The organism is Xanthomonas dyei (genome assembly GCF_002939865.1).
GTDB lineage: Bacteria > Pseudomonadota > Gammaproteobacteria > Xanthomonadales > Xanthomonadaceae > Xanthomonas > Xanthomonas dyei.
In genome coordinates this window covers 279748-302076 of the sequence record NZ_MDEE01000001.1, presented here as the reverse complement: position 1 = coordinate 302076, position 22329 = coordinate 279748, and the positions used below count along the sequence as shown (strand labels likewise).

Sequence of the window (22329 nt, the reverse complement as noted above, 5' to 3'; positions counted from 1 at the left end):
CGGTGCCGCGATGCGCTACTCGGCGCGCGGGATGTGAGTGCGCCCACCTGACGACGGCTGGCGATGTTCTGTCGGCTGCTCCAAGCCATCCAGGCACATCGTGTGATCTGCACGCCCACCTGCGCCGAAGAGGGCGCAGGTGTGTCAGCGGCGTTACTCCTGCCGGCCGGGGTCTACCGAGATCAGCCGGGTTACGTCCAGCAGCGCGGCCGGCAGATGCATGCCGCCCGGCGCGACCAGATAGCGCGGGCGCCAGGTCGGGGCGAACTTCGACTTGAACCGGCGCAGCCCGCTGAATCCGTAGAAGCGCTCGCCATGGCGTGCGACCAGGCTGGCAAAGCGGTTCCAGCGGCCCGCCAGGCGGTGTTCGGCCAGTCCCGACAACGGCGCCATGCCCAGCGAGAACCGCGTATAGCCATTGGCCTGGCCCCACAGGAACAGCTCGATGAACAGGAAATCCATCGTGCCCTTGGGTGCCTCGGCGCTATGCCGCATCAGGTCCACCGACAGCTCGCCGCCGGCCGGTGCCCGCCACACATTGGCGAAGGCCACGATCTGCCCGTCGGTCTCGGCCACCGCCACCGGGAAACGGCGCAGATAGTCCGCATCGAAGCTGCCGAGCGAAAACCCTTTTTCTTCGCCGGATTTTTCTTCCAGCCACTGCTCGGACACCTCGGCCAGGCGCGGCAAGACCGCGTCCACCTGCTCGGGTTGCAGCATGCGGAAGGTCAGGCCGCCACGCTTGCCGCGGTTCCAGGCCTGGCGCAGATCGGCGCGGTCGCGGCCTTCCAGAGTGAAGCCTTCCAGCGGCACGATCGCTTCTTCGCCCAGCTTGACCAGGGTCAGGCCCATGTCCAGATAGGTCTGCCAGTATTTTTCGCCGACCTGGTAGAACACCGGGCGCAGGCCCATGTGGTCGGCCTCCTCCCGGAAGCGCCAGATCAGCGCGCGCGCCACCTCCGGCGGCCCCACCGGGTCGCCCATCGAAATCAACGAGCCACCGTAGCGCTGCATCATCACAAAGCCGCGGCCCTGCGCATCGAACAGAAACGCCTTGTCGCCGGTCAACGCCAGGCAGGCCTGGGTGTCGGTGCTGATCTCCAGAATCGGTGCCAGCGTCTGCAGGGTTTGCGTATCGGCGGCCGGCATCGGGCGGCGCCCGCCGCGCAGCAGCCGCGCCATGCCGAACATGACCACACCCACGCACAGGATCAACGCGGCGCGCAACGCACGCGGCGCATTGGCCGAGGTGGCGAATTGCCACCATAGGTCGTTGCTGTATTCCACATGGCTGTAGACGAAGAACAGCAGCCAGAAGGTGGCCACCAGCACCAGGCCCAGATTGCTCAGCCAGCGCCATGACCAGGCTTCGTCCAGCAACGCGCCCTGGCGGTAGAACTCGCGCCGCGCGGCCCACAGCGCCACCGCTGCCAGCGCCGCCGACAACGACACCGAGATATGGCTGCCGCGCAGCAGCGACAGCGGCGGCAACAGCACGCACACGCCCAGCGCCAGCATCCAGGCCGCATGGCTGCGGCGCTGCAGGCCCTGGCCGATCAACAGCAGCAGCATGCCGCCCAGGCTGACCAGCAGATGCGAAGTTTCGATCAGTGGCAGCGGCGCCACTTCCTGGCGCGCCCGCGGCGTCGGCAGGGTGCCGTCGATCATCAGGCCCGCGCCCACCGCGAAGACCGCCAGGGCCAGGATCTGCGGCAGCCACGGGCGCAGCGTCTTCCACACCGTGCGTGCGGTGCTGGCGCTGGCGCGCACCGGCGCCCCCAGCCCGGAGGCGGCCGCCATGGCCACCGAAATCAGCAACGGCACGATGTAGTAGGTGACCCGATACGCCAGCGCCGCGGCCAGCACGGCGGCGGGCGTCACGTGCGGCAGCAGCTTGAGCAGGCTCCACTCGAACACGCCCAGCCCGGCCGGCACGGTGGAGATCAGGCCGGCCACCACCGCCACCAGCCAGATGCCGATAAAACCGAAGTAGCCGGTGCCCGGGTCCGGCGGCAGCAGTACGTAGAACGCCGCCGCGGCCAGGCCCAGCTCGACCACGCTGAGGGCGGTGACGCCGAGCACGGTGGTGCGGTCGGGCAGCCAGAAGCGGTGGCTGCGGATGCCGAACTCGCGGCCCTGTTTGCCCACCAGCACCAGCATCGCCAGATAGCCGGCCAGCAGGGCGATGCCAGCGATGCGGATGCTTTCGGCGGTGATCGGCAGGGCACGCGCGGCCGCTTCCGGTTCCAGCATCAGGGCCAGCCCGAGCAGTACCCAGGCGCCGAAGATGAAGCCCAGCGTGCTCATCAGCACCACCTGGCCGATCTCGGCCAGGGTCAGCCCGACGCTGCCGTAGCCGCGCAAGCGCACCGCGCCGCCGGTCAGCGCGGCAAAACCCAGCGTCTGGCCCACCGCATGTGCCATGAAGGCGGTGATGCCCACCCGCGCCGGATGCAGCCGCTTGCCGGTGCGCTTGAGCCCGACCCAGTCGAAGCCCACCAGGCAGGCGTAGCTGCTCAACCCGAGCAGCAAGGTCAGTGCGATCTGCCCGGCACCCAACGCCCGGAACGCCTGGCGGATCTGGCGGTACCCATGGTCGGTGAACTGCGCCGACAGCGCGTGCAGCGCCATGGCCAGGATCGCCAGGCTGATGATGACCGGCAGGGCGCGACGCCAACCGCTGGCAGACGCTTCGGAAGACACGGGGGTATCCGTCATGAGGGCAACGGGATCTGCTTGAGGGAAAGAGGGTGCATGCACGGAATGTGCCGCGCGCGCGGAGGGTCTGGATTGGCCGGTCGATTGAAGTGCGTGCAGCGTGATCGCGTCAATGCAGAAATGGAGTGAACGCTAAGGTTCGGCCATACCGCTAGTTGTCCGCTCATGGCGGCCGCGCGCATCATAGGGCAAAGCCACGCGTACGTGCCGTCGGGAAGCCAGATGGATCAGATGACAGTTGCGAGAGAGACAGGCTGTTGACGGGCAATGCAGGCGATCACCGCGATGCTGCGCAAACCCGGCCGCCATGTCCACCACGCTGGAGCGGTTACGCCGGTGCGATCTCCGCAGGGACGGGCATGGCCTTCGTCGCTCTGGTGGTGTCGCTGCAATGGCTGCGCGGCGATCTGGACTGGATCGATGCACAACTGAGTGCCTACCTGCACGGCGCTTACGGCTTGCTGCTGCGCACCGCCTATTGCCTGCTGGCCGCAGCCATGGCGTTGCTGGCGCTGGGCCTGTATGCGGCGCTGGCGCCGATAGCGTGCAGTCGCACGGTGGTGGGCTTGTTCTGCATGGCGGCAATAGGCCTGAGCGCTGTGGCGATCGGCGACAGCTGGATGCCGGTGTTCGCACCCGACGCGGCGGAGATGGTGCATCTGTTGTCGGCGGATACCGCATTTCTATGCGTCATTGCAGCGATATTGCTGCAATCCTGGTATTTCCGCGGTGATCGTTGGTGGCGACAGCACTTCGTACCGGCGTTCGGTCTGGGCTTGGCGGCATTTGCGCTGTTGTTGTTCCACGTCAGCGTGACCAGCGTGCCGCTGGGTATCAGCCAGAAGAGTGCCATCGGGGCGATCGTGTCCGTGATGGTTGGGCTGTGGTTGGCGTGCGACGTACGTGCGCAGGCTGCATGTTTGCCGCATTCGCGTGACAATGGCCGGGCCAATCAACCGTAGGAAGTCTGAAATGCAGCGATTCGATGCGGGTCCGCGGATGTCCGAGATGACCGTTCATGGTGGCGTGTGCTACCTGGCCGGCCAGATTGCCGATGACACCAGCGAAGACATCACCGGGCAGACCCGCCAGGTGCTGGCGGAGATCGACAAGCTGCTGGCGCAGGCAGCCAGCGACAAGACCAAGATCCTGCGCGCCGAAATCTACCTGGCCGACATCGCCGACTTCGACGGCATGAACGTCGCCTGGGACGAATGGGTGCCGCACTGCTTCACCCCAGCGCGCGCCACGGTCGAAGCCAAACTGGCGCGGCCGGAATGGAAGGTGGAGATCGTGATTACCGCAGCGGCGGGCTGATCGCGCGTCGCGTGCGCCGACCGAGACGGCTGCGTATCCGCCAGGGTGCGCGGCGGCGTCTTTGATCGGTTTGTCATCCCCGCGCACTGCGCGCTTGTCAGCGCAGTGCATGGATGACGAGTGATTGCATGGGCTCAGCCGCGTCGTGCCTGGCACGCTTCGCTCATCGAGGTTGAAGCATGTGCACGTTATCTCGACTGCAAAGCGCCCGGCCGACGCGCGATAGATGCGTCCGATCCATCGCGCCTGCTCTACATCGCCAGCTACCGTGATGGTCCGCGTGATGTCGCCTACGCGGATACATGGCAGGTGCGCCTGCTGGTCAGTCATCGCCGTGCAGGCGTTTGACCCAGCGTTGCGCTCAGCGTTTGACGAAGCGGTAGTGCGCCACCCCCCATTCGCGGCCATGGTCGTAGCCGAACAGCTCTGCGCAGGCCAGCCAGAACATGCGCCAACGCTGCCACCAGCGCTGCGCGTCGTCGCCGTAGGTCTGCTTCAGCAGCGGCATGATCTGCGCGCGGTGGCGGTCCTGGTTTTCCAGCCAGGCATTGGCGGTCTTTTCGTAATGCTCGCCCGACAAGACCCAGCGTTGTTCGATCACCACGTCCTGCTGGAAATGCAGCAGGGTATCGGCCGCCGGCATCAGCCCGCCGGTGAAGAAATGCCGCCCCATCCAGTTGTCTTCGCCGGCCACCTCGAACGGATAGGCCAGATCGCGGTGACAGAAGATATGCACGAACAATTTGCCGCCGGGCGCCAGCCAGCTGCCCACACGCGCAAGCAGATCGCGGTAGTTGCGCATGTGCTCGAACATTTCCACCGACACCACCCGGTCGAAATTGCCCGGCGGCAGCGCCAACGCGTTGACGTCGGCGGTGATGACCTGCACGTTGTCCAGGCCGCGGAGGCGGCACTGCTCCAGGATGTGCGCGTGTTGCGGGCGCGAATTGGACACTGCGGTGATGGTGGCGTTGGGGTAGCGCTCGGCCATCCACAAGGTCAGCGAGCCCCAGCCGCAGCCGAGCTCCAGGATGCGTTGACCATCGGCCAGCTCGGCGCGTTGCCCGTATAGCGCCAGCATGCGTTCTTCGGCCGCGTCCAGGTCCGGTGTGCTCGCGTCCCAGTAGCAGCTGCTGTACTTCAGCCGCTTGCCCAGGCACAGGGTGAAGAACTGCGGCGGCAATTCGTAATGCTGGCGATTGGCGGCATCGGTTTCGATCGCGATCGCGCTGGCGCGCAGGCTGTCGATGAAAGCGCGCTGCCGCTCGCCGTTGGCATCGGCATCGCCGCCGCGCTCATCGCGCAGACGCTGCGCGCACAGACGCCGGATGCCATGACGCAACGCGGCGTCGGGCAGCACCCCGGATTCGGCCAGACGGGTGGCGAAGGCTTCTTCGGGCAGCGAGGAGGGCGGGGCGGTGACGGTGGACATGCAACTCTCCAGGCAACTCAGGACGAAGGGGGAAGCGGGAAAAACGCACTGGTGGTGCGCTGGTACTGCGCGTAATCCTCACCACGCGAGCGCAGGGCCTGCTGCTCGGTGTAGGGAATACCGGTGAAGCGATACAGAAACACGAACATCACCACCGGCCCGAGCGCGCACAGCGCCACCGGCCAGGGCCCGGCGCCGGCCGCCAGGGCCAGATAAGCGAACCAATGCACGAACTCGAAGAAATAATTGGGATGACGCGAATACCGCCACAGCCCGGTGCGACAGGTCTTGCCGCGATTGGCCGGGTCGGCCTTGTGTGCAGACAACTGCCGGTCGGCCACGGCCTCGCCGCCGACCGCGATCAACCACACCACGACCGCCAAGGTGCTCCACACGCTCCACGCCGGGTTCGGGTTGCTGGCCGCAGCGAGGAACGGCACCGCAAACAGCACCACCACCACCGCCTGGGCCAGGAAGAAGCCGAGGAACTTGCGCTGGTCGCCGTTCCAATGCTCACGCAGCGCGCGATAACGGCCGTCTTCATGCGGGTCGCCGAACACGCGCACGCCCAGATGCCAGGCCAGACGCGCGCCCCACGCACCGCCAAGCACCGCCACCAATACGCGCGGCAGCAGCGCACCGTCGGACATCCACGCGCAATATGGCGCAGCCACCGCCAGGCAGGCGGCCCACAACACGTCGACCGGGCCGGCATTGCCGCTGCGGCGCTGCCAGAGCCAGCCCAGCACCATCACCCCACTTGCGACTACGCCCACATGCAGCAGCGGCCACACAGTCATTGCAGTTCTCCGGTCAGGTCATGCGGCAATGGTCGCGATAAACGCCGTGCATACAGCGACAACACGCCGCAGGCCACGCCCCAGCCGATGCCGACGGCGAGCACCGTATGCAGCAGCGGCGGGAACAGTTCCACCGCATGCCAGCTGCGTTGCGCCAGCCAGTACGAAAACGGCCCGAAGATGGCGCCCAGCAACACCGCCAGCCAGGTGCGTTGCATCACGCTGCGCAGCGAATGATTGAGCGTGAGCGCAAAGCCGACCCACAGCGCCAGAATCCACGCCGGTGCCAGTGCGCTGCCGGGCCACGGCGCGGCGTAACGCACCCAGCCTCCGGCCGCCAGCGTGGTGTCCAGCAGCAAGCCCAGCGCCAATGCGGCGATCAGTAACGGCACATCGCCTACCGCGCGTCGCGAAGGCCACAGTTGGTACAGCGCAAATAACGCCAGCGCCAGCAGCGTTGGCCACACGCGCCCGTGCGCGGCGGCGGCCACCGCCACCACCCAGAGCACCTGCAGGCCGAGATAGTTACCGAGCTGCTTCATGCCTCACGCAAGACCGGGTACGAACTGCGGTGGGCGCGCGCCGGGCTTGCTCAGCCACAGGTGCACGTCGCCGATCGAACGCTCCAGAAAGCCGGCTTCGCAATACGCCAGATAAAACTCCCACATGCGGATGAAGCGTTCGTCGTAGCCCAGTGCGCGCACCTGCGGTAACTGGGTCATGAAACGCTGCCGCCAGGCGCGCAGCGTCAATGCGTAGCTGGGGCCGATATCTTCCAGATGGAACAGGCGCAGATCGCTGGCCCGCGCCACCGCGCCGGTCATCGCCGCAACCGACGGAATGAAGCTGCCGGGGAAGATATGCCGCTTGATGAAATCCACCGAATGCAGCGCCTGCTTGTAACGGTGATCCTCGATGGTGATGGCCTGGATCAGCGCCTCGCCATCGTCGGCAAGCAGGCTGCCGACCTTGGCGAAGTAGGTGTCCAAATACTGGTGGCCGATCGCCTCGATCATCTCGATCGACACCACGCGATCGAAGCGGCCCTGCAGGTCGCGGTAGTCGCTCAACAACACGGTGACCCGGTCGCTCAAACCGGCATCGGCGATGCGCTGTGTCGCCAGATCGAACTGCTCGCGCGAGATGGTGGTGGTGGTGACCCGGCAGCCGTGTTCGCGCGCCGCATGCAGGGCAAAACCGCCCCAGCCGGTGCCGATTTCGACCACGTGGTGCTGCGGGCCCAGGCGCAACTTCTGACAGATGCGTTCGAGCTTGCGCGTGGCCGCACGTTCCAGCGCCGCCTCGCCCTGCGCTTCTTCGCCATCGACGAAGATCGCCGACGAGTACATCAGGTTCTGATCCAGAAACAGCTCGAACAGCGGGTTGCCCAGGTCGTAATGCGCGGCGATGTTGCGCCGGCTGCCGCTGCGGGTATTGCGCGCGAACGCATGCAGGCTACGCATCGCCCAGCCACCCAGGCGCGCGGTGCCGGTTTCCATTGCGTCCAGCCGGTCGCGATTGCGCAGCAGCAGGCGCATCAGCCCGACCAGATCGTCGCACTGCCACTGCCCATCCATGTACGACTCGCCCGCACCGACGCTGCCGTTGAGTGCGGCCTGCCGATAAAAATCCGGGTCGATGACGCGCAACTGCATCTGCAGCGCGTGCGCACCGCTGGCAGTGCCCAGCGTGGTCACCGCGTCGCCTTCGTGCAGTTGCAGCTGGCCGTCGCGCAGGTCGCCGAGCGTCGCCAGCAGGCGCTTGCGCAGCAGGCGGTCCGTCCATGAAGCCGCGCGTGGCGCAGCAGTATCGGGCAGGGACGTGGCGTTCATCGGGGGTCTCGCACAGGCGGATGGGGGTGGTCGTGGACAGGGTTGCCGCGCAGCCACAGGCGCAAGGCCTGCCAGTGGATGGCGAGCACCACCTGCACGGTCATCAAGGGATAGGCGAGCAAGGTGCGCGCCAATGCGCGCGCGGTCAGCGGCTGACGTTGCAGGACCAGCGTGGCATCGAAGCGGCGCGTGCCGCTGTTGTCGATCGCGCACTCAGCGGCGTCGTCGTTGGCATCCAGCACGTCCATATGCACGCGCAGCTGCGCATCCGGCACGCTGAAGCGCCAGTCGTAGCGGTGCTGCATGCCCATGAACGGCGACACGTGGAAGCGTTTGTCGAACCGCCATGCATGCACGTCGCGATGCGTGCGTGCCTGTGCGACCGGCAGCACGTAGGTGTGCCGTTGCTGCCAGGGCGTGTTGGTGATTTCCGCCACGATCCAGCGCAAACCGTCGTGCCGATCGAAGCAGTAATAAAAGCTCACCGGATTGAACACATGGCCGAAGTAGCGCAGATGCGTCAGCAGCCGGATGGCGCCGTCCGGGCGCTCGCCGGTCTGCGCCTGCACGCAATCGCGCACTGCCTGATCCAGTGGAACAGTGGGGTCGCCCAGGTAATCGCTGCGACGGAACTGCGCCAGATTGGCGCGACCTACCGACCACAGCCAGCGATGGGCGAACACCTGATCCAGTTCGGACAGGTCCAGGTACATCAAAAACAGGCGGTAACGGAAATCCAGCGGTTTGGGCGCGAAGCGGCGATGCCGCACCCATCCGGTGTAGATCGCGCTGCGCAAGCCGCCGGCCACGCTGCCGGTGCCGCTGTCCTCACCGGGAGGTAGCGGCACGGCGTCGGTGCTGGCTTCGCGCAGCAATTGCATCACCAGGTCACTCCCAGGCCATGGGCCACGTCCACACCGCTGCGCAGGCCGTCTTCGTGGAAGCCGAAGCCCCATGCGGCACCGGCAAACCAGGTGTGGTGGCGGCCCTGGATCTCTGCCTTGCGCTCCTGCGCCGCCAGTGCGGCGGCGTTCTGTAACGGGTGGCGATAGCGCATGCGCCGCAGCACCTTGGCCGGGTCGATGTCGTGGTCGCGGTTGAGACTGACGATGAAGGGCTGCGGCGCCTCGATCGACTGCAGCGCGTTCATCCAGTAACTCACCGTGCAGGGCGCCTGCGGGTCGGCCGGCACATGCGCATTCCACGCCGCCCAGGCGCGCTTGTCGCGCGGCAACACGCCGGCATCGTTATGCAGCACGGTGTCGTTGTCCTGGTAGGTGATTCCGCCCAGGATCTGCCGTTCGGACGCGGTGGCATCGCTGAGCAAGGCCAGTGCATCGTCGGCATGGCAAGCCAGTACCACCTCGTCGAAATATTCTTCGCCGCGCAGCGAGCGGAGCATGATGCCGTCAGGCGTGCGACGGATCGCATGCACCGGCGTGGACAGTCGCTCCAGCACCTGCCAACGCCGCCGCAACGCACGCACGTAGCTATTGGAGCCGCCACGCACCACCTGCCACTGCGGCCGGCCGCTGATCTGCAGCATGTGGTGGTTGGCCATGAAGCCGATCAGTTGGCCCATCGGAAATTCAAGGATGGTCTGCGACGGCGAGGACCACAGCGCCGACGCCATCGGCACCAGGTGCTGGTCGCGAAACGCGGCCGAATAGTGATGCCGTTGCAGATACGCGCCCAGCGTGCTGAAGCGTTCGTCGCTGTGCAGCACCGCTGGCGCCTGCCGATAAAAACGCCGCAGGTCCGCCAGCATGCGCCAGAAGCGCGGGCTGAGCAGATTGCGCCGCTGGCAAAACAATCCATCCAGGCTACCAGCGTTGTACTCCAGCCCGCTGGCTGCATCGTGCACCGAAAAACTCATCGTGGTCGGCTGCGATGCCACGTCCAGCTCGGCGAACATGCGGGTCAGCAGCGGGTAGTGCTGCGGGTTGAACACGATGAAGCCGCTGTCCACCGCATAGCGCTGGCCGTCCAGCTGGATGTCGTGCGTGTGGGTGTGGCCGCCGAGATAATCGGACGCCTCGAACAAGGTGACTTCGTAGCGACGCGACAACAGCCACGCTGCACCCAGGCCGGCGATTCCGCTGCCGACCACGGCAATCCTGCCTTCGCTCATCGCACCACCCGTTGCGCGCGGCGCGTGAGCATTGCCGGCATCGGCTTGAGGTCCCACACCAGCCCCACCCACGACATCGCCTTGAGGCCGTACCAGGTCACGTCGTACTCCCACCAGCGCATGCCTTGCCGCGCCGACCCGGGGAAGAAGTGATGGTTGTTGTGCCAGCCTTCGCCAAAGGTGATCAGCGCCAACAGCCAGTTGTTGCGGCTGTCGTCGCGCGTCTCGAATCGCCGGCTACCGAAGCGGTGCGCCAGCGAATTGATGGTGAAGGTGGCATGGAACAGCGCCACGGTGGACAGCACGAATCCCCATACCAGCAGCTGCGGGCCGTTGGTGTGCAACGCGGGCGCGGCATCGGCCAGCCAGTCGCCAAGCAGATACAGGCCAAGCGCGAGCAGTACCGGCATCACGATGTCGAAGCGGTCGATAAAACGCAGCTCGCCGAAACGGCGCAGGTCCGGGATCGCTTCCCAATCGGTGCGGAAGTTACGCGGGGTCAGGAACCAACCGGTGTGGCTCCACCAGAACCCGTGCTGGGCCGGCGAATGCGGGTCGCGGCCGGTGTCGGTGTGCCGATGGTGGTTGCGGTGATGCGCCGCCCACCACAGCGGACCGCGCTGCACGCAGGTCGCACCGATGGCGGCAAACACGAACTGCAACACGCGCGAGGTCTTGAATGCGCGATGGGAAAAATAGCGGTGATAGAAGCCGGTGAGCGCGAACATGCGCAGCGCGTACAACGCCAATGCCATGCCCACCGCAAACCACGACACGCCCACCCAGAACACCGCCAGGCAGGCCACATGCAGCGCGATGAAGGGCAAGGCACGCAGCCAGTCGATGCGATCGGCGCGTGCCTCGTCCAATGGCTCGTCGGTTTGCGAATCCACCCAGCGACGCAGGCTGCCGATGCGCGATGCAACCCAGCCGCGACGCTTGGGCGAGGGCTGAGGCGTTGCGACGTGGGGGTCGAGTCCAGTGCTCGGCACGCGTGGTTCTCCGTAGGTTATCGAAACCCTGTACGCAAGCTGCCGGCAAACAGATGCACCAGCCCGCTTGATCGTCGCACGCACGGACGGGATTGACGCGTTTGCGCAACCCGATGACGCACGCGCGCGCACCGATGTGTGCGCTCAGTATCACTGACGCAGATGAGGCGGCTTGTGAAGTTGCCTGCCTGAGCGCCGCAGGCGAGCATGCGGGAGCAGCGCCACGCAGGCGTGCTCATCCCGGACGGACGGCACGCATTGGCAGTGAGCAGTGAGCAGAGGTGGCCCTGTCAGGCCACTGCTGCGTCGCGTCTCGCAGCCGCGCAGCAGTTGCTCATGCGCCCGATCAGGGCGCCATTGCCAGCGTGCTGATGCCGCCCTTGGCAACCACCGTGCCGGTGGCCACGCCACCCGGTGCACCGCCGGGCGGTTCCAGCGTCACTGCCAGGATCGCCTCGTTGCTGAGCATGGGCATCAGCTGGTCGGGAATCTGCGCACGACGCGCACGCTGATCGTCGAAGGTACCCATCGAATGCGCCTTGCCGTCCGGCGTGATCAGCCACAGCTCGGGCACCTTGTCGGCCGTGGCGGTGCGATCCAGCGGCGTCACCGTGATGGTGTGCTTGTCTGCATCCATCAGCGCCACATAGCCCGGACGCCCGTCTTCGGTGGCCAGCGTGGAGGTCATTGCAATGCCGGTGGCCGGCGGTGTGGTGGTCGCAGGTGGGGCGACCGGGGTCTGTACGACCGGCGTATCGCCAACAGGCGGTACCGGTGCCGGCGGCGTGCGCAGGTTCAACAACGCGAGCACGCACACTGCAGCGGTCGCCAGGCCGCCGGCGCTGGCCCACCGCCATACGCGCACGTTGTTCCACAAGGGCGCGGCCGGTCTGCTGGTGGTGGCTGCCGGCGCGGCCGACGTCACTGCACGCAGCGGCATGTCAAAGCCCAGCGCCTGCCGCACCTGCGCCCACACCTGGTCAGGCGGGGTCACGGCAGCGATCTCTTCCAGCAGCGGGGCCAGAAGATCCTGCCACTGCAGCACCGCCTGGGCGAACTGGGCGTCGGTGGCGATGCGTTGTTCTGCTGCCAGGCGTTCTTCTGCGCTCAGCAGGCCGAGCACGTACTCGCCGGCCAACACGTCGCGCGGCGGTTCCTGGTCGATGGGAAAGGGCGTGCTCATCGTTCCAGACATGCCTTGAGTTTGGCCAGGCCGCGGCGGATCCAGCTTTTGACCGTGCCGATCGGGGTGTCGGTGCGCGCGGCGAGCTCTTCGTAGGTGATGCCTTCGAAGAACGCGGTGCGAATCAGTTCGCTGCGCGGCGGTTCGAGTTCGGCCAGGCAGTGGTCGATGCGGCGGCGCGTGCTGGCGCGCTCGGTGCGCTCCAGCGGCGACGCATCGCCATCGCGCAGTTCGCCGGCATCGTCCAGCGCCACGTTGCGGCGCTGCGGCGCATTGGCGCGCAGATGATCGATCGCCTTGTTGCGCGCGATCATCGCCAGCCAGGTCAGCCCGCGCGCGCGCGTAGGATCGAACTGCCCGGCCTTGTGCCAGATCAGCGTGAACACGTCCTGCAGCACCTCTTCGGCCTCGGCACGTTGCGGGATCATGCGCAGGCAGACCCCAAACAGCTTGGGCGAGGTCTGCCGGTACAGCGCTTCGAAGGCATGCCGGTCGCCGCCCGCAGTTGCGGTCAGCAGGCGTCCGGTTTCATCGTCGTCGTGGCCAGGAATGGCACTCATGCGGTCGGGCGTTGAGTAAGGTGGGAGCGATGCTACCGGACTGTGCAGGCGCTGTCTGTCACTTGCGCAACCACAGCAGCACGGCGGCGAGCAGCAACAGGATCTCGACACCGGCAAGCGCGACGGTTGGCGCCGAAACCGGCCACAAGCGCGACAGCGCAACGTTGCGGAACAGCACGATGGGCACGTAGAACGCCAGTGCGACCAGCAAGCCGGTGCGCGGTTGATTGATCCAGGCGAAATAACCGAACAGGAACGCCATGCCCAACTGCAGGCCGCCATAGATGACCAGATACTCCGATTGCCCGGCCGGCGAGAGCTGGGTATAGCCAACCGCGTTTGCGGTCTTGGCCGGCGACAGCGTGCACCAGATCGCCAGCACGACGTAGAGCACTGCGTTGAGCCAGAGATAAGCCTTTGCCATGGACGTGTTCCTGTAGGGGGAGTGGGTGCCCGGGCCGTTGTACGCAACGGCGCGTGGTCGAACGTGAAGATGGTGCCGGCCTGGCTCATGACGGGCTGCAGCTCCGGATCAGCGGCTGCTCGCGCGCCTGGCGCAGGTCGTCTGCAGTGGTTGCGCGCGCAGCGCTGTCCGGGAACACGATGCGTACGCGCGGGTAGCGCCCCTGCGCGTCGCGCAGATTGCCCACACCGAGGAACTCGAGCAGGCGTTTGTTGGCGATGGAATAACGCACTTCCAGCGAGGGCACCGCCGCGCCATACCAGGCGTCGAGCGAAATGCGGAAGCGGCGCTGGCCGGCGCTGTCGTCGATGCGTTCGACCCGGAACGCCAACTGCCGTTGCAGGCTGGGCAGCACGAAGTCCACACGTTGCGACTTGCTGGCAAGCGCATCCCAGTGGCGGCGCAGATAGGCATCGAAACCGGCATCGATGACGCGCTCGTCTTCGCCGGCCGGTAACGCCATGCTGCGTTCGGGTTTGCCGGGCTGTTGCTGGAACATCTCGCGCACGCCATTGCGCGTGCGCACGCCTTCGCGGTAGCCGTCGCGCCCATCGATCAGGCTGAAATCGGGCGAAGTGCCGCCGCCATCGACCTGCTTACGTGCGAACGCTTGTCCGTTCGGGCAGCGGTAAAGCACCAGCCGCCCGCCGTCGTCGAGCAGCCAGTGCGACTCGCGGTAGCGCAGCGCGCCCTTGTCGGCATCGAACACATCGCCGTCCACCCGCGTGACCGCCACCGCGTTGAGCGGCGCGCTGCCCAGCACCAGCAGCAACAATGGCGGAATCGGCCGGCAGCGGAGTGCCAGCGCAGCAACGACAGCAGCAAATGGACGCATCGGCCGATTCCTCGATGGGAGTACCTATGCATACGGGCACAGCCGCAGCATGGATGCGCCGGCGGCATCGGGACTTTCCTGACTGAATGCAGGACCCGGTCGTCGTGGCCGGTGGCGTTGGCGTTGCCGTGATCCCGGGCGGTTGCGCGTGGGGAGGCGCCGCTGGTCATGCCGGCAGGCCGAATCACCGTTGCGACCTGCATCGAGGTGCCCGGCAAGCCCCTCCACGTTTGTCATCGGTCGAGCGCCAGCGCGGCAATCGCAACACCATGTGTGGCCGATGCAATGTCCAGTGCCGGTCGTGCCAGACGGGTAGCGCAGCGGCGTGCGCACGCGGCGCCTAGCCGACGGCGCGCAACTCGATGCAATCCACCGGGCAGGCCGGCAGGCACAGCTCGCAGCCGGTGCACAGCGGCGCGATCACCGTGTGCATGTGCTTGGCCCCGCCGACGATCGCATCCACCGGACAGGCCTGGATGCACTTGGTGCAGCCGATGCAATCGGCCTCCACGATCCAGGCCACCTGCGGTGGTTTGTGCGCGCCGCGGCTGCGATCGAACGGGCGTGCCGGTACCTCCAGCACCTGCGCCAGCGCGCGGGCGCCGGCATCGCCGCCGGGCGGGCAATGGTCGACGTCGGCCAGCCCGTCGGCCATGGCCTGCGCGTAGGGGCGGCAGCCGTCGTAGCCGCATTGACCGCACTGGGTCTGTGGCAGCAGGCGGTCGAGACGTTCGACCAGGGAGGGGGCGGAGGCAGGCATACGATCAGTGCAGCAGATTGCCGCGATACCAGCGCTGTTGCGCCAGTGCCAGCATCGGCGTGTCTTCGCGGCTGTCGCAGTAGGCATGCACGCATGCGTACTGCGACAGGTCGTAGCGCGCGCGAATCTGCGCGGCCTTGTGCGGGCCGCAATCGCCGTCGGCATAGCGCCCGCTCAGGCGGCCGTCGCTGTGCTCCAGCCGGTTGCAGATCAGCGACAGCCCATGCTGCGTGCACCACGGCTGCAGATACAGATCCACCGATGCCGACACCAGCACCACCTCGTGCCCTTGCGCCTGGTGCCAGTCGATGCGCTGCATCATGGCTGCACGCAGCACGCCCGGCAGTGCGGTGCGCGCGTAGTCCACGCCGTGTGCGGCCATCTCATCCAGCGTGCGGCCGCTGAACACAATGCGGGTCACACGTGCACGCAACGCCGCAGCGGACACCAGGCCCAGCCGATAGCCCAGCACCCACGGGCCGACCTGCCACTTTGCCGACGCCAACTGCGCGGGCGTGGCCACCTTGCGCAGGAAGCGTGCGTAGGTGTCGCAGGTGGTGATGGTGTGGTCGAAGTCGAACAGGGCCAGGTGCATAGGGGCTGGGATTGGGGAGTTGGGATTCGGGATGGGTTGAGGGCGTGGTGACGGGTTGTTCTCCTCCTCTCCCGCATGCGGGGGAGGTGCTACGCCAGCGTTGATCTAACTCCCTTCTCGCGCATGCGGGAACGGGGCTGCTCCATCGCTGATCTAACTCCTTCTCTCGCGCGCGGGAAAGGGGCTGCGATATCGCTGATCTAACGCCTTCTCCCGCTTGCGGGAGAAGGTGCCCCGCAGGGGCGGATGAGGGGACGCGCCAAGCACTCGTGTCAGGTCTCTCTCAACAATCAGCTCTGGCTTCTACTAATCCCGAATTGCCAATCCCGACTCCCCAACCCCGCTTCACCGCACAGGCATGCCCGGCTGGGCGCCGCTATCGGCATCCAGCAGCGCCAGCGCGCCGCCGTCGAAGCCGGCCGACAGGATCATGCCTTCGCTGATGCCGAAACGCATCTTGCGCGGGGCCAGGTTGGCGATGAACACCACGCTGCGGCCGACCAGTGTTTCCGGTTCGCCGTAGCTGCCGCGAATGCCCGAAAAGATCTGTCGCTTGCCAAGTTCGCCGGCATCCAGCTCGAAGCGCAGCAGCTTGTCCGAGCCTTCCACGAACTCGCACACCAGCACCTTGCCGATGCGCAGATCGAGCTTGGCGAAATCATCGATGCCAATAAGCCCCGGATTCGAGACGGAGGCGGGGGGATTGGCCGGCGCAACGGCTTTTGCATCGATTTTGGCCGCCGTTGCAGCGGGGGCGTTGGCAGTAGCCGGTGCCGCAGCTGCGGCCATGGTGTCTTTTGAAGCGTCGGTCATGGCGTCGATCTGTTTGGGGTCGATACGGGTGAACAGGGCGGTGTAGGGCTGGATCGTGTGCGCCGTGAGCGGGCGCTGCACATCGTCCCAACTGGTCATGGGCGCCGACAAAAAAGCCTCGGCTTCGGCGCAGGTGCGCGGCAGGATCGGCTTGAGTGCGGCGACCAGGATGCGGAACAGGTTCAAGCCCTGGGTGCAGACCGATTGCAGCTGCGCATCGGCGCCGTCCTGCTTGGCGATCACCCACGGCTTGGTGTCGTCGATGTACTTGTTGGCCTCGTCGGCCAGCGCCATGGTCTGGCGGATCGCGCTGGCTGCATCGTTGCGCTCATACGCCTCGCGGATCGGCGCCAACGCGGCGACGAAGCGGTCGTACTGCGCAGCATCGGGCAGCGCGTCGGCCAGCTTGCCGTCGAAGCGCTTGCCGATGAAGCCGGCGCAGCGACTGGCCAGGTTGACGAACTTGCCGACGAGATCGGCATTCACCCGTGCGATGAAATCGCCCAGGTTGAGGTCCAGATCGTCCACGCCGCCCGAGGACTTGGCGGCGAAGTAGTAGCGCAGCGCCTCCGGCTCCAGGCCGACATCCAGGAAGGTCCTCGCCATCACGAAGGTACCGCGCGACTTGGACATCTTGGCGCCGTCCACGGTCAGATAGCCGTTGACATGCAGGCGCGTGGGCGCGCGGTGGCCGGTGCCATGCAGCACCGCCGGCCAGAACAGGCCGTGGAAATTGACGATGTCCTTGCCGATGAAGTGATGCAGCTCGGTCTGCGTGCCGGCGACCAGATGCGCGTCGAAGTCTTCGCCCATCTGCGCGCACAGCGTCTTGAAGCTGCACAGGTAGCCGATCGGCGCATCCAGCCACACGTAGAAATACTTACCCGGCTGGCCGGGAATCTGGAAGCCGAAATACGGCGCATCGCGCGAGATGTCCCACGCGCGCAGGCCGCCTTCGGTATCCAGCCATTCCTTGAGCTTGGCCTTGACGCCCGGCAACGCCACATCGCCGGCCAGCCACTCACGCAGGAAGCCATCGAAATGGCCCACCTCGAAGAAGAAGTGCTCCGAATCGCGCAGCTCCGGCGTGGCGCCGGAGATCACCGATTTGGGCTCCTTCAGCTCGGTTGGCGCGTAGGTGGCACCGCACACTTCGCAGTTGTCGCCGTACTGGTCGGCGCTGCCGCAGTTGGGGCAGATCCCCTTGATGTAGCGGTCCGGCAGGAACATGCCCTTGGCCGGGTCGTAGAACTGCGCCACCGAGCGCCGGCTGATATGGCCGGCTGCTTCCAGCTTGTTGTAGAACGCTTCGGTGAGCTCGCGATTGACCGGCGAATTGGTCGAATCGTAATGATCGAAGGTCACCCCGAACGCGGCGAAATCGCGCTCATGGCTGGCCTGGATGTTGGCGATGAAGGCTTCCGGGGTGACGCCGGCCTTCTCGGCCGCGAGCATGATCGGCGTGCCGTGGGTGTCGTCGGCGCAGACGAACCAGGTCTTGTCGCCGCGCAACCGGCGCGCGCGCACCCAGATATCGGCCTGGATGTAACCGACCAGGTGGCCAAGATGCAGCGGACCGTTGGCATACGGCAGAGCGGTAGTGACAAGTGCGGTGCTGGTCATGGCAGGCGTGATGCGGGGGACACGCGATTATCGCACTAGTCGGGAAAGGGACGGGAATGGGGAATTGGGAATGGGGAATCGGTTGAAGCAGGCTAGGTTTGTCGCGATGTTGATGTGCGCAGGCTAGTCGCCGGGCGTGGGAGCGCAATGACGGTCACCTTTGCGTGTCAGGTCTTCTCGCCTGCCGGTACTCCGGGTCCGCAAAAAAAAGGCGCCCCGAAGGACGCCCGCTCTTGCGATTCCCGATTCCCGATTCCCGAATCCCAGCTACTCACGCACCCAGGTCTGCGTACGGCCCAGCGCTTCGATGCCGACGTAGCCGCGCATCTGCAGCTTCTTGCCGCCTTCGGTCAGGGTGATCTTGGCCTTGTAGGTCTTGCCCTTGGCCGGGTCCAGCACCGAGCCGCCATCCCATACGGCGGTGCCGTCGGCCTTGAGGCCCCACAGGATGGTCATGCCCTTGATCGGCTTGCCTTTCAGCGCGCCGTCGCACTTGTCGCACATCGGATTGGGGCCATTGTTGGACTGCAGGATCTCGACCACCTTGCCGCTCAACGTGCCGTTGGCGGCCTGTTCGATCTGCACCACCGACTTGGGCTTGCCGGTCTCGTCGTCGATGGTCTTCCAGCGACCCACCGGCGAATCGGCGGCCTGGGCCAGCAGCGAGGCGGCCGCCAGCGGCAGAGCCACCATCAGGGTCTTGAAGGTCTTGCGCATGGTTCCCCTCCCAGGGATTGCTGTGGCCGCCGTCGGCGGCCTGATGGCGAATGTATACCGTGGGGTATGGTGGCGGAAAGCCGCACTGCGGGATGCGTTCATGCGTTGCCGGCGCGGCATTGGTACGCGCTGGCTCGGCAGTGCCGGCGAGCTGGGCGCGGCATTTCGGGAACGGTCGACGCTGGTCAGGACTTCGACCCGGCGGTGCCGATGCGAATCCAGGCCTGGAGCATGCTTGCGTCGATCAGGTTTTATCAACTAGCCACCCACGTAGCCGCTGTCCCGCCTTACAACATTGCGTTCGACACGTGCCGTCTTGCCGTAAGCGCGGGGGGGGGGGGCACGCTGCCGGTGCATGCGCGCAGCGCGACTGTGCGTGGCGCGGTAACCACATTAGCCGCAACGCCGACGTCAGCGTGGGATACCCCCCGCCCGCCAGCGCGGCAGAGCAGCTGCAGTTAGCCGATCTCGTACAGCTCCAGCGGCAGATCGTCCGGATCGGCGAAGAAGGTGAACCGCCGGCCGGTGTATTCGTCGATGCGGATGTCTTCGGTGATGACGCCATGGGCGTTGAGATGCGCCACCGCGCTATCCAGGTCTTCTACGCGAAAGGCCAGGTGACGCAGACCGCGTGCTTCTGGGCGGCTGGGGCGCAACGGGGCGTTGGGGAACGAGAACAGCTCGATCTGGCTGCCGTCGGGCAGAGCCAGATCCAGCTTCCACGAATCGCGCGCCTGGCGGTAATGCTCGTCGAGCACGCGCAAGCCCAGAATTTCGCAGTAAAACTGCTTGGAGCGCGCGTAGTCGCCCGCGATGATCGCCACATGGTGGATGCCGGCCAGCATCATGCTGCGCTCCGCTGCCATACCGACAGATCCTGTTGCTGGCAGCGATCAACCGCCATCACCGCCTCGCGCAGATCCAGCGCGCGGCGGTGTGGCGCATGCGCAGGTAGCGCGCAGCGTGCGCGGGGCGGCAACGCTGCAGGCAGGCGCAGGTAACGTGTGTCAGACATGACGGTGCTCCGCAAGATCGGCACGCGAGCATACCCGCGCCTGCCTGAAGTGCTTGTACAGCGTCACAGCTCGCCACCGCATGGCTGTGCTCGCCTGCATGCGCGTGGCAGGATGGTGCGCCGCCCATCAGACCGACGCATGCCAGACCCTTCTTCCAGCGCCGCACCGCAGTTCCAGCGCAGCATGCAGGTGCGCCACCTGGTGATGTTGTCGCTGGGTGGGGTGATCGGCACCGGGCTGTTCTTCAACACCGGCTACATCATCGCCAGCACCGGTGCGCTGGGCACGGTGATCGCGTATCTGATCGGTGCGCTGGTGGTGTATCTGGTGATGCAATGCCTGGGCGAACTGGCGGTGGCGATGCCGCAGACCGGGGCGTTTCATGTGTATGCGACGCGCTATCTGGGGCCGGCCACCGGGTATGTGGTGGCGTGGTTGTATTGGCTGACCTGGACGGTGGCGCTGGGGTCGAGCCTGACTGCCGCAGCGTTCTGCATGCAGTACTGGTTTCCGCAGAGCCCGGCGTGGCCGTGGTGTCTGTTGTTCTGTGCGCTGATCTTCGGCTTGAACACGGTGTCGGCGCGTTGGTTTGCCGAAGGCGAATTCTGGTTTTCGTTGATCAAGGTGATCACGATTTTGGTGTTCATCGTGCTCGGTGGCGCGGCGGTGATCGGCCTGCTGCCGTTGGCCGATGGTGCGCCTGCGCCCGGCTTGCGCCATCTGCGCGCCGATGGCTGGTTTGCGCACGGCACGTTGCCGATTTTGATGACGATGGTGGCGGTGAACTTCGCGTTTTCCGGTACCGAATTGATCGGCGTGGCTGCGGGCGAAACCGCGCAGCCGGCACGCGCCATTCCGCTGGCGATCCGCACGACGCTGGTGCGGCTGGTGGTGCTGTTCGTGGGTACTGTGCTGGTGCTTGCTGCCTTGCTGCCCGCCAGCCAGGCGGCCGTCGAGACCAGCCCGTTCGTGCGCGCGTTCGAGTTGCTGGGCATTCCGTACGCGGCGGACATCTTGAATGCGGTGATCCTGACCGCGATCCTGTCGGCGGCCAATTCGGGCCTGTATGCGGCGGCGCGCATGCTGTGGTCGTTGGCCAACGAAGGCACGCTCCCGGCGCGCCTTGCGCGCCTGACCCGTCGCGGCATTCCGTTGCCGGCCTTGCTGCTGAGCATGCTGGGCGGTCTGCTGGCCCTGCTCACCGGCGTATACGCGGCCGAGACGGTATTCGTTGCGATTTCCGCGGTGTCCGGCTTTGCGGTGGTGGTGGTGTGGCTAAGCATCTGCGCATCGCATTACCGCTTTCGTCGGCAGCTGGTCCGCGACGGGATTGCCGTGGAGACGCTGGCCTATCGCGCGCCCTGGTATCCGTGGACGCCGATCCTCGGATTCTCGCTGTGTTTGCTGGCCTGCATCGGCTTGGCATTCGATCCGCAACAGCGCATCGCGCTGTGGTGCGGCATCCCCTTTGTGGCGCTGTGTTACGGCGCCTATGCGCTGACCCAATGGCTCGCGACCAGGAGACTGCACGCATGACGATTCTTCCCCGCCAGCCGCGCGCAACTGCGCCGTTCAGTGCGGCGCTCCAGCACGATGGCTATGTGCTGCTGGATGGCGCGCTTGCCACCGAACTGGAACAACGCGGCTGCGATCTCAACGATGCGCTGTGGTCGGCGCGCGTGCTGATGGAGCAACCGGAGCTGATCTATCAGGTGCATCGCGACTACTTCGCTGCCGGCGCGCAATGCGCAATCACCGCCAGTTACCAGGCCACGCCGCTGGGGTTCGCCGCGCGCGGTCTGGATCTGGCGCAATCGCAAGCGCTGATCGCACGCAGCGTGGCCCTGGCCGCACAGGCGCGTGCCGATCATCTGCAGGCGCAGCCGCACGCTGCGCCGTTGTGGGTGGCAGGCTCAGTCGGGCCATATGGCGCGTATCTGGCCGATGGCTCGGAGTACCGTGGCGACTACGTAGTGCCGTTGGCGCAGCTGATGGCGTTCCATCGCCCGCGCATCGCCGCGTTGGCAGCGGCGGGCGTGGATGTACTGGCCTGCGAGACGCTGCCGTCGGCGAACGAGATCGTGGCGTTACGTCTGCTGCTGGAAGAGTTTCCGCAATTGCATGCGTGGTTCTCTTTCACCTTGCGCGATGCCGACCATTTGAGCGATGGCACGCCATTGGCGCAGGTCGTGCCGGCACTGGATGCCTGCGCGCAGGTAATTGCGGTGGGAATCAACTGTATTGCGCTGGATCGGGTCACCACCGCCTTGCACAGCCTGTCGGCGCTGACCGCCTTGCCGCTGGTGGTGTATCCCAACTCGGGCGAGCACTACGACGCTGGCGATAAGCGCTGGCATGCCGGCGATGCGCCCGCGTGCACCCTGGCCGACCAGCACACGCAGTGGCTGGCCGCAGGCGCGCGGTTGATCGGTGGCTGCTGCCGCACCACGCCGCGCGATATCGCCGCATTGGCCGCGGCGCGGGCGGTGGGTTGAAGGCACCACCCTCGTCGGTGGCGCGCCTTGAGGGGACGCCTCAAATC

The 22329-nt window shown here is 66.2% G+C and carries 22 protein-coding genes; 4 read left to right on the top strand and 18 right to left on the bottom strand.

From position 1 onward, the window contains the following. Positions 1-153 precede the first annotated feature (153 nt). Positions 154-2718 (bottom strand): bifunctional lysylphosphatidylglycerol flippase/synthetase MprF, encoded by a 2565-nt coding sequence (mprF, locus tag XdyCFBP7245_RS01345; protein ID WP_104614032.1) that lies wholly within the window; start codon positions 2716-2718, stop codon positions 154-156. Positions 2719-3077: 359 nt separating this feature from the next. On the opposite strand from mprF, the gene XdyCFBP7245_RS01340 reads away from it, so the two are divergent. Together XdyCFBP7245_RS01340 and XdyCFBP7245_RS01335 are read left to right on the top strand one after the other, a co-directional pair. Then, the gene (locus tag XdyCFBP7245_RS01340; protein WP_146091634.1) at positions 3078-3680 is read left to right on the top strand and encodes a DUF998 domain-containing protein; all 603 of its coding nucleotides are present in this window, start codon (positions 3078-3080) and stop codon (positions 3678-3680) included. A 10-nt stretch (positions 3681-3690) separates the two neighbouring features. Continuing rightward, on the top strand, positions 3691-4035 hold the full coding sequence (locus tag XdyCFBP7245_RS01335; protein WP_104614031.1) for a RidA family protein: 345 nt from the start codon (positions 3691-3693) through the stop codon (positions 4033-4035). A gap of 361 nt (positions 4036-4396) precedes the next feature. On the opposite strand, the gene XdyCFBP7245_RS01325 is transcribed toward XdyCFBP7245_RS01335, so the two are convergent. From XdyCFBP7245_RS01325 to XdyCFBP7245_RS24010, 17 genes are all read right to left on the bottom strand, one after another. Then, on the bottom strand, positions 4397-5467 hold the full coding sequence (locus XdyCFBP7245_RS01325; RefSeq protein WP_104614029.1) for an SAM-dependent methyltransferase: 1071 nt from the start codon (positions 5465-5467) through the stop codon (positions 4397-4399). A gap of 17 nt (positions 5468-5484) precedes the next feature. Then, positions 5485-6267 (bottom strand): DUF1295 domain-containing protein, encoded by a 783-nt coding sequence (locus XdyCFBP7245_RS01320; protein WP_104614028.1) that lies wholly within the window; start codon positions 6265-6267, stop codon positions 5485-5487. After that, complete coding sequence (locus XdyCFBP7245_RS01315; protein ID WP_104614027.1) at positions 6264-6809, bottom strand: DUF2878 domain-containing protein; 546 nt, start codon at positions 6807-6809, stop codon at positions 6264-6266. The genes XdyCFBP7245_RS01320 and XdyCFBP7245_RS01315 overlap by 4 nt, the downstream gene beginning before the upstream one ends. Before the next feature lie 3 nt (positions 6810-6812). Then, a complete protein-coding gene (locus tag XdyCFBP7245_RS01310) occupies positions 6813-8099 on the bottom strand; it encodes an SAM-dependent methyltransferase (protein ID WP_104614026.1) in 1287 nt (428 codons plus the stop codon). Beyond that, complete coding sequence (locus tag XdyCFBP7245_RS01305; RefSeq protein WP_170068438.1) at positions 8096-8980, bottom strand: DUF1365 domain-containing protein; 885 nt, start codon at positions 8978-8980, stop codon at positions 8096-8098. The genes XdyCFBP7245_RS01310 and XdyCFBP7245_RS01305 overlap by 4 nt, the downstream gene beginning before the upstream one ends. Next, entirely contained in the window at positions 8980-10230 is a 1251-nt protein-coding gene (locus XdyCFBP7245_RS01300; protein WP_104614025.1) for an NAD(P)/FAD-dependent oxidoreductase, read from the bottom strand. The genes XdyCFBP7245_RS01305 and XdyCFBP7245_RS01300 overlap by 1 nt, the downstream gene beginning before the upstream one ends. Continuing rightward, positions 10227-11222: an acyl-CoA desaturase gene (locus tag XdyCFBP7245_RS01295; RefSeq protein ID WP_104614024.1), complete on the bottom strand. Its 996-nt coding sequence runs from the start codon at positions 11220-11222 to the stop codon at positions 10227-10229. Before XdyCFBP7245_RS01295 ends, XdyCFBP7245_RS01300 begins: the two co-directional genes overlap by 4 nt. Positions 11223-11568: 346 nt before the next feature. Continuing rightward, a complete protein-coding gene (locus XdyCFBP7245_RS01290; RefSeq protein WP_170068436.1) occupies positions 11569-12405 on the bottom strand; it encodes an anti-sigma factor in 837 nt (278 codons plus the stop codon). Next, the gene (locus XdyCFBP7245_RS01285; protein WP_104614022.1) at positions 12402-12965 is read right to left on the bottom strand and encodes a sigma-70 family RNA polymerase sigma factor; all 564 of its coding nucleotides are present in this window, start codon (positions 12963-12965) and stop codon (positions 12402-12404) included. Before XdyCFBP7245_RS01285 ends, XdyCFBP7245_RS01290 begins: the two co-directional genes overlap by 4 nt. Positions 12966-13023: 58 nt before the next feature. Then, positions 13024-13389, bottom strand: a complete 366-nt coding sequence (locus XdyCFBP7245_RS01280; RefSeq protein ID WP_104614021.1) for a DUF4345 domain-containing protein — start codon at positions 13387-13389, stop codon at positions 13024-13026. A gap of 85 nt (positions 13390-13474) precedes the next feature. Further along, positions 13475-14263 carry a hypothetical protein gene (locus XdyCFBP7245_RS01275; protein WP_104614020.1) on the bottom strand — a complete coding sequence of 263 codons (789 nt, stop codon included), beginning with the start codon at positions 14261-14263 and terminating at the stop codon, positions 13475-13477. A 340-nt stretch (positions 14264-14603) separates the two neighbouring features. Then, positions 14604-15023, bottom strand: a complete 420-nt coding sequence (gene rnfB / locus XdyCFBP7245_RS01265) for an Rnf electron transport complex subunit RnfB (RefSeq protein WP_104614018.1) — start codon at positions 15021-15023, stop codon at positions 14604-14606. 4 nt (positions 15024-15027) lie between these two features. After that, positions 15028-15618 carry an HAD family hydrolase gene (locus XdyCFBP7245_RS01260; protein WP_104614017.1) on the bottom strand — a complete coding sequence of 197 codons (591 nt, stop codon included), beginning with the start codon at positions 15616-15618 and terminating at the stop codon, positions 15028-15030. A gap of 345 nt (positions 15619-15963) precedes the next feature. Next, complete coding sequence (metG, locus tag XdyCFBP7245_RS01255) at positions 15964-18054, bottom strand: methionine--tRNA ligase (protein ID WP_104614016.1); 2091 nt, start codon at positions 18052-18054, stop codon at positions 15964-15966. A gap of 267 nt (positions 18055-18321) precedes the next feature. Continuing rightward, entirely contained in the window at positions 18322-18771 is a 450-nt protein-coding gene (locus tag XdyCFBP7245_RS01250; protein ID WP_104614015.1) for a DUF2147 domain-containing protein, read from the bottom strand. Between the two features lie 458 nt (positions 18772-19229). Continuing rightward, entirely contained in the window at positions 19230-19619 is a 390-nt protein-coding gene (gene gloA2, locus XdyCFBP7245_RS01245; RefSeq protein ID WP_104614235.1) for an SMU1112c/YaeR family gloxylase I-like metalloprotein, read from the bottom strand. Continuing rightward, the gene (locus XdyCFBP7245_RS24010) at positions 19616-19786 is read right to left on the bottom strand and encodes a hypothetical protein (RefSeq protein ID WP_158255496.1); all 171 of its coding nucleotides are present in this window, start codon (positions 19784-19786) and stop codon (positions 19616-19618) included. Before XdyCFBP7245_RS24010 ends, gloA2 begins: the two co-directional genes overlap by 4 nt. 139 nt (positions 19787-19925) lie before the next feature. Here XdyCFBP7245_RS24010 and mmuP point away from each other — a divergent pair, with 139 nt between their 5' ends. Next, on the top strand, positions 19926-21323 hold the full coding sequence (gene mmuP, locus XdyCFBP7245_RS01235) for an S-methylmethionine permease (protein WP_104614013.1): 1398 nt from the start codon (positions 19926-19928) through the stop codon (positions 21321-21323). Further along, positions 21320-22282, top strand: coding sequence for a homocysteine S-methyltransferase (gene mmuM / locus XdyCFBP7245_RS01230; RefSeq protein ID WP_104614012.1), 963 nt, complete (start codon positions 21320-21322; stop codon positions 22280-22282). The genes mmuP and mmuM overlap by 4 nt, the downstream gene beginning before the upstream one ends. The last annotated feature ends 47 nt before the right edge of the window (positions 22283-22329 follow it).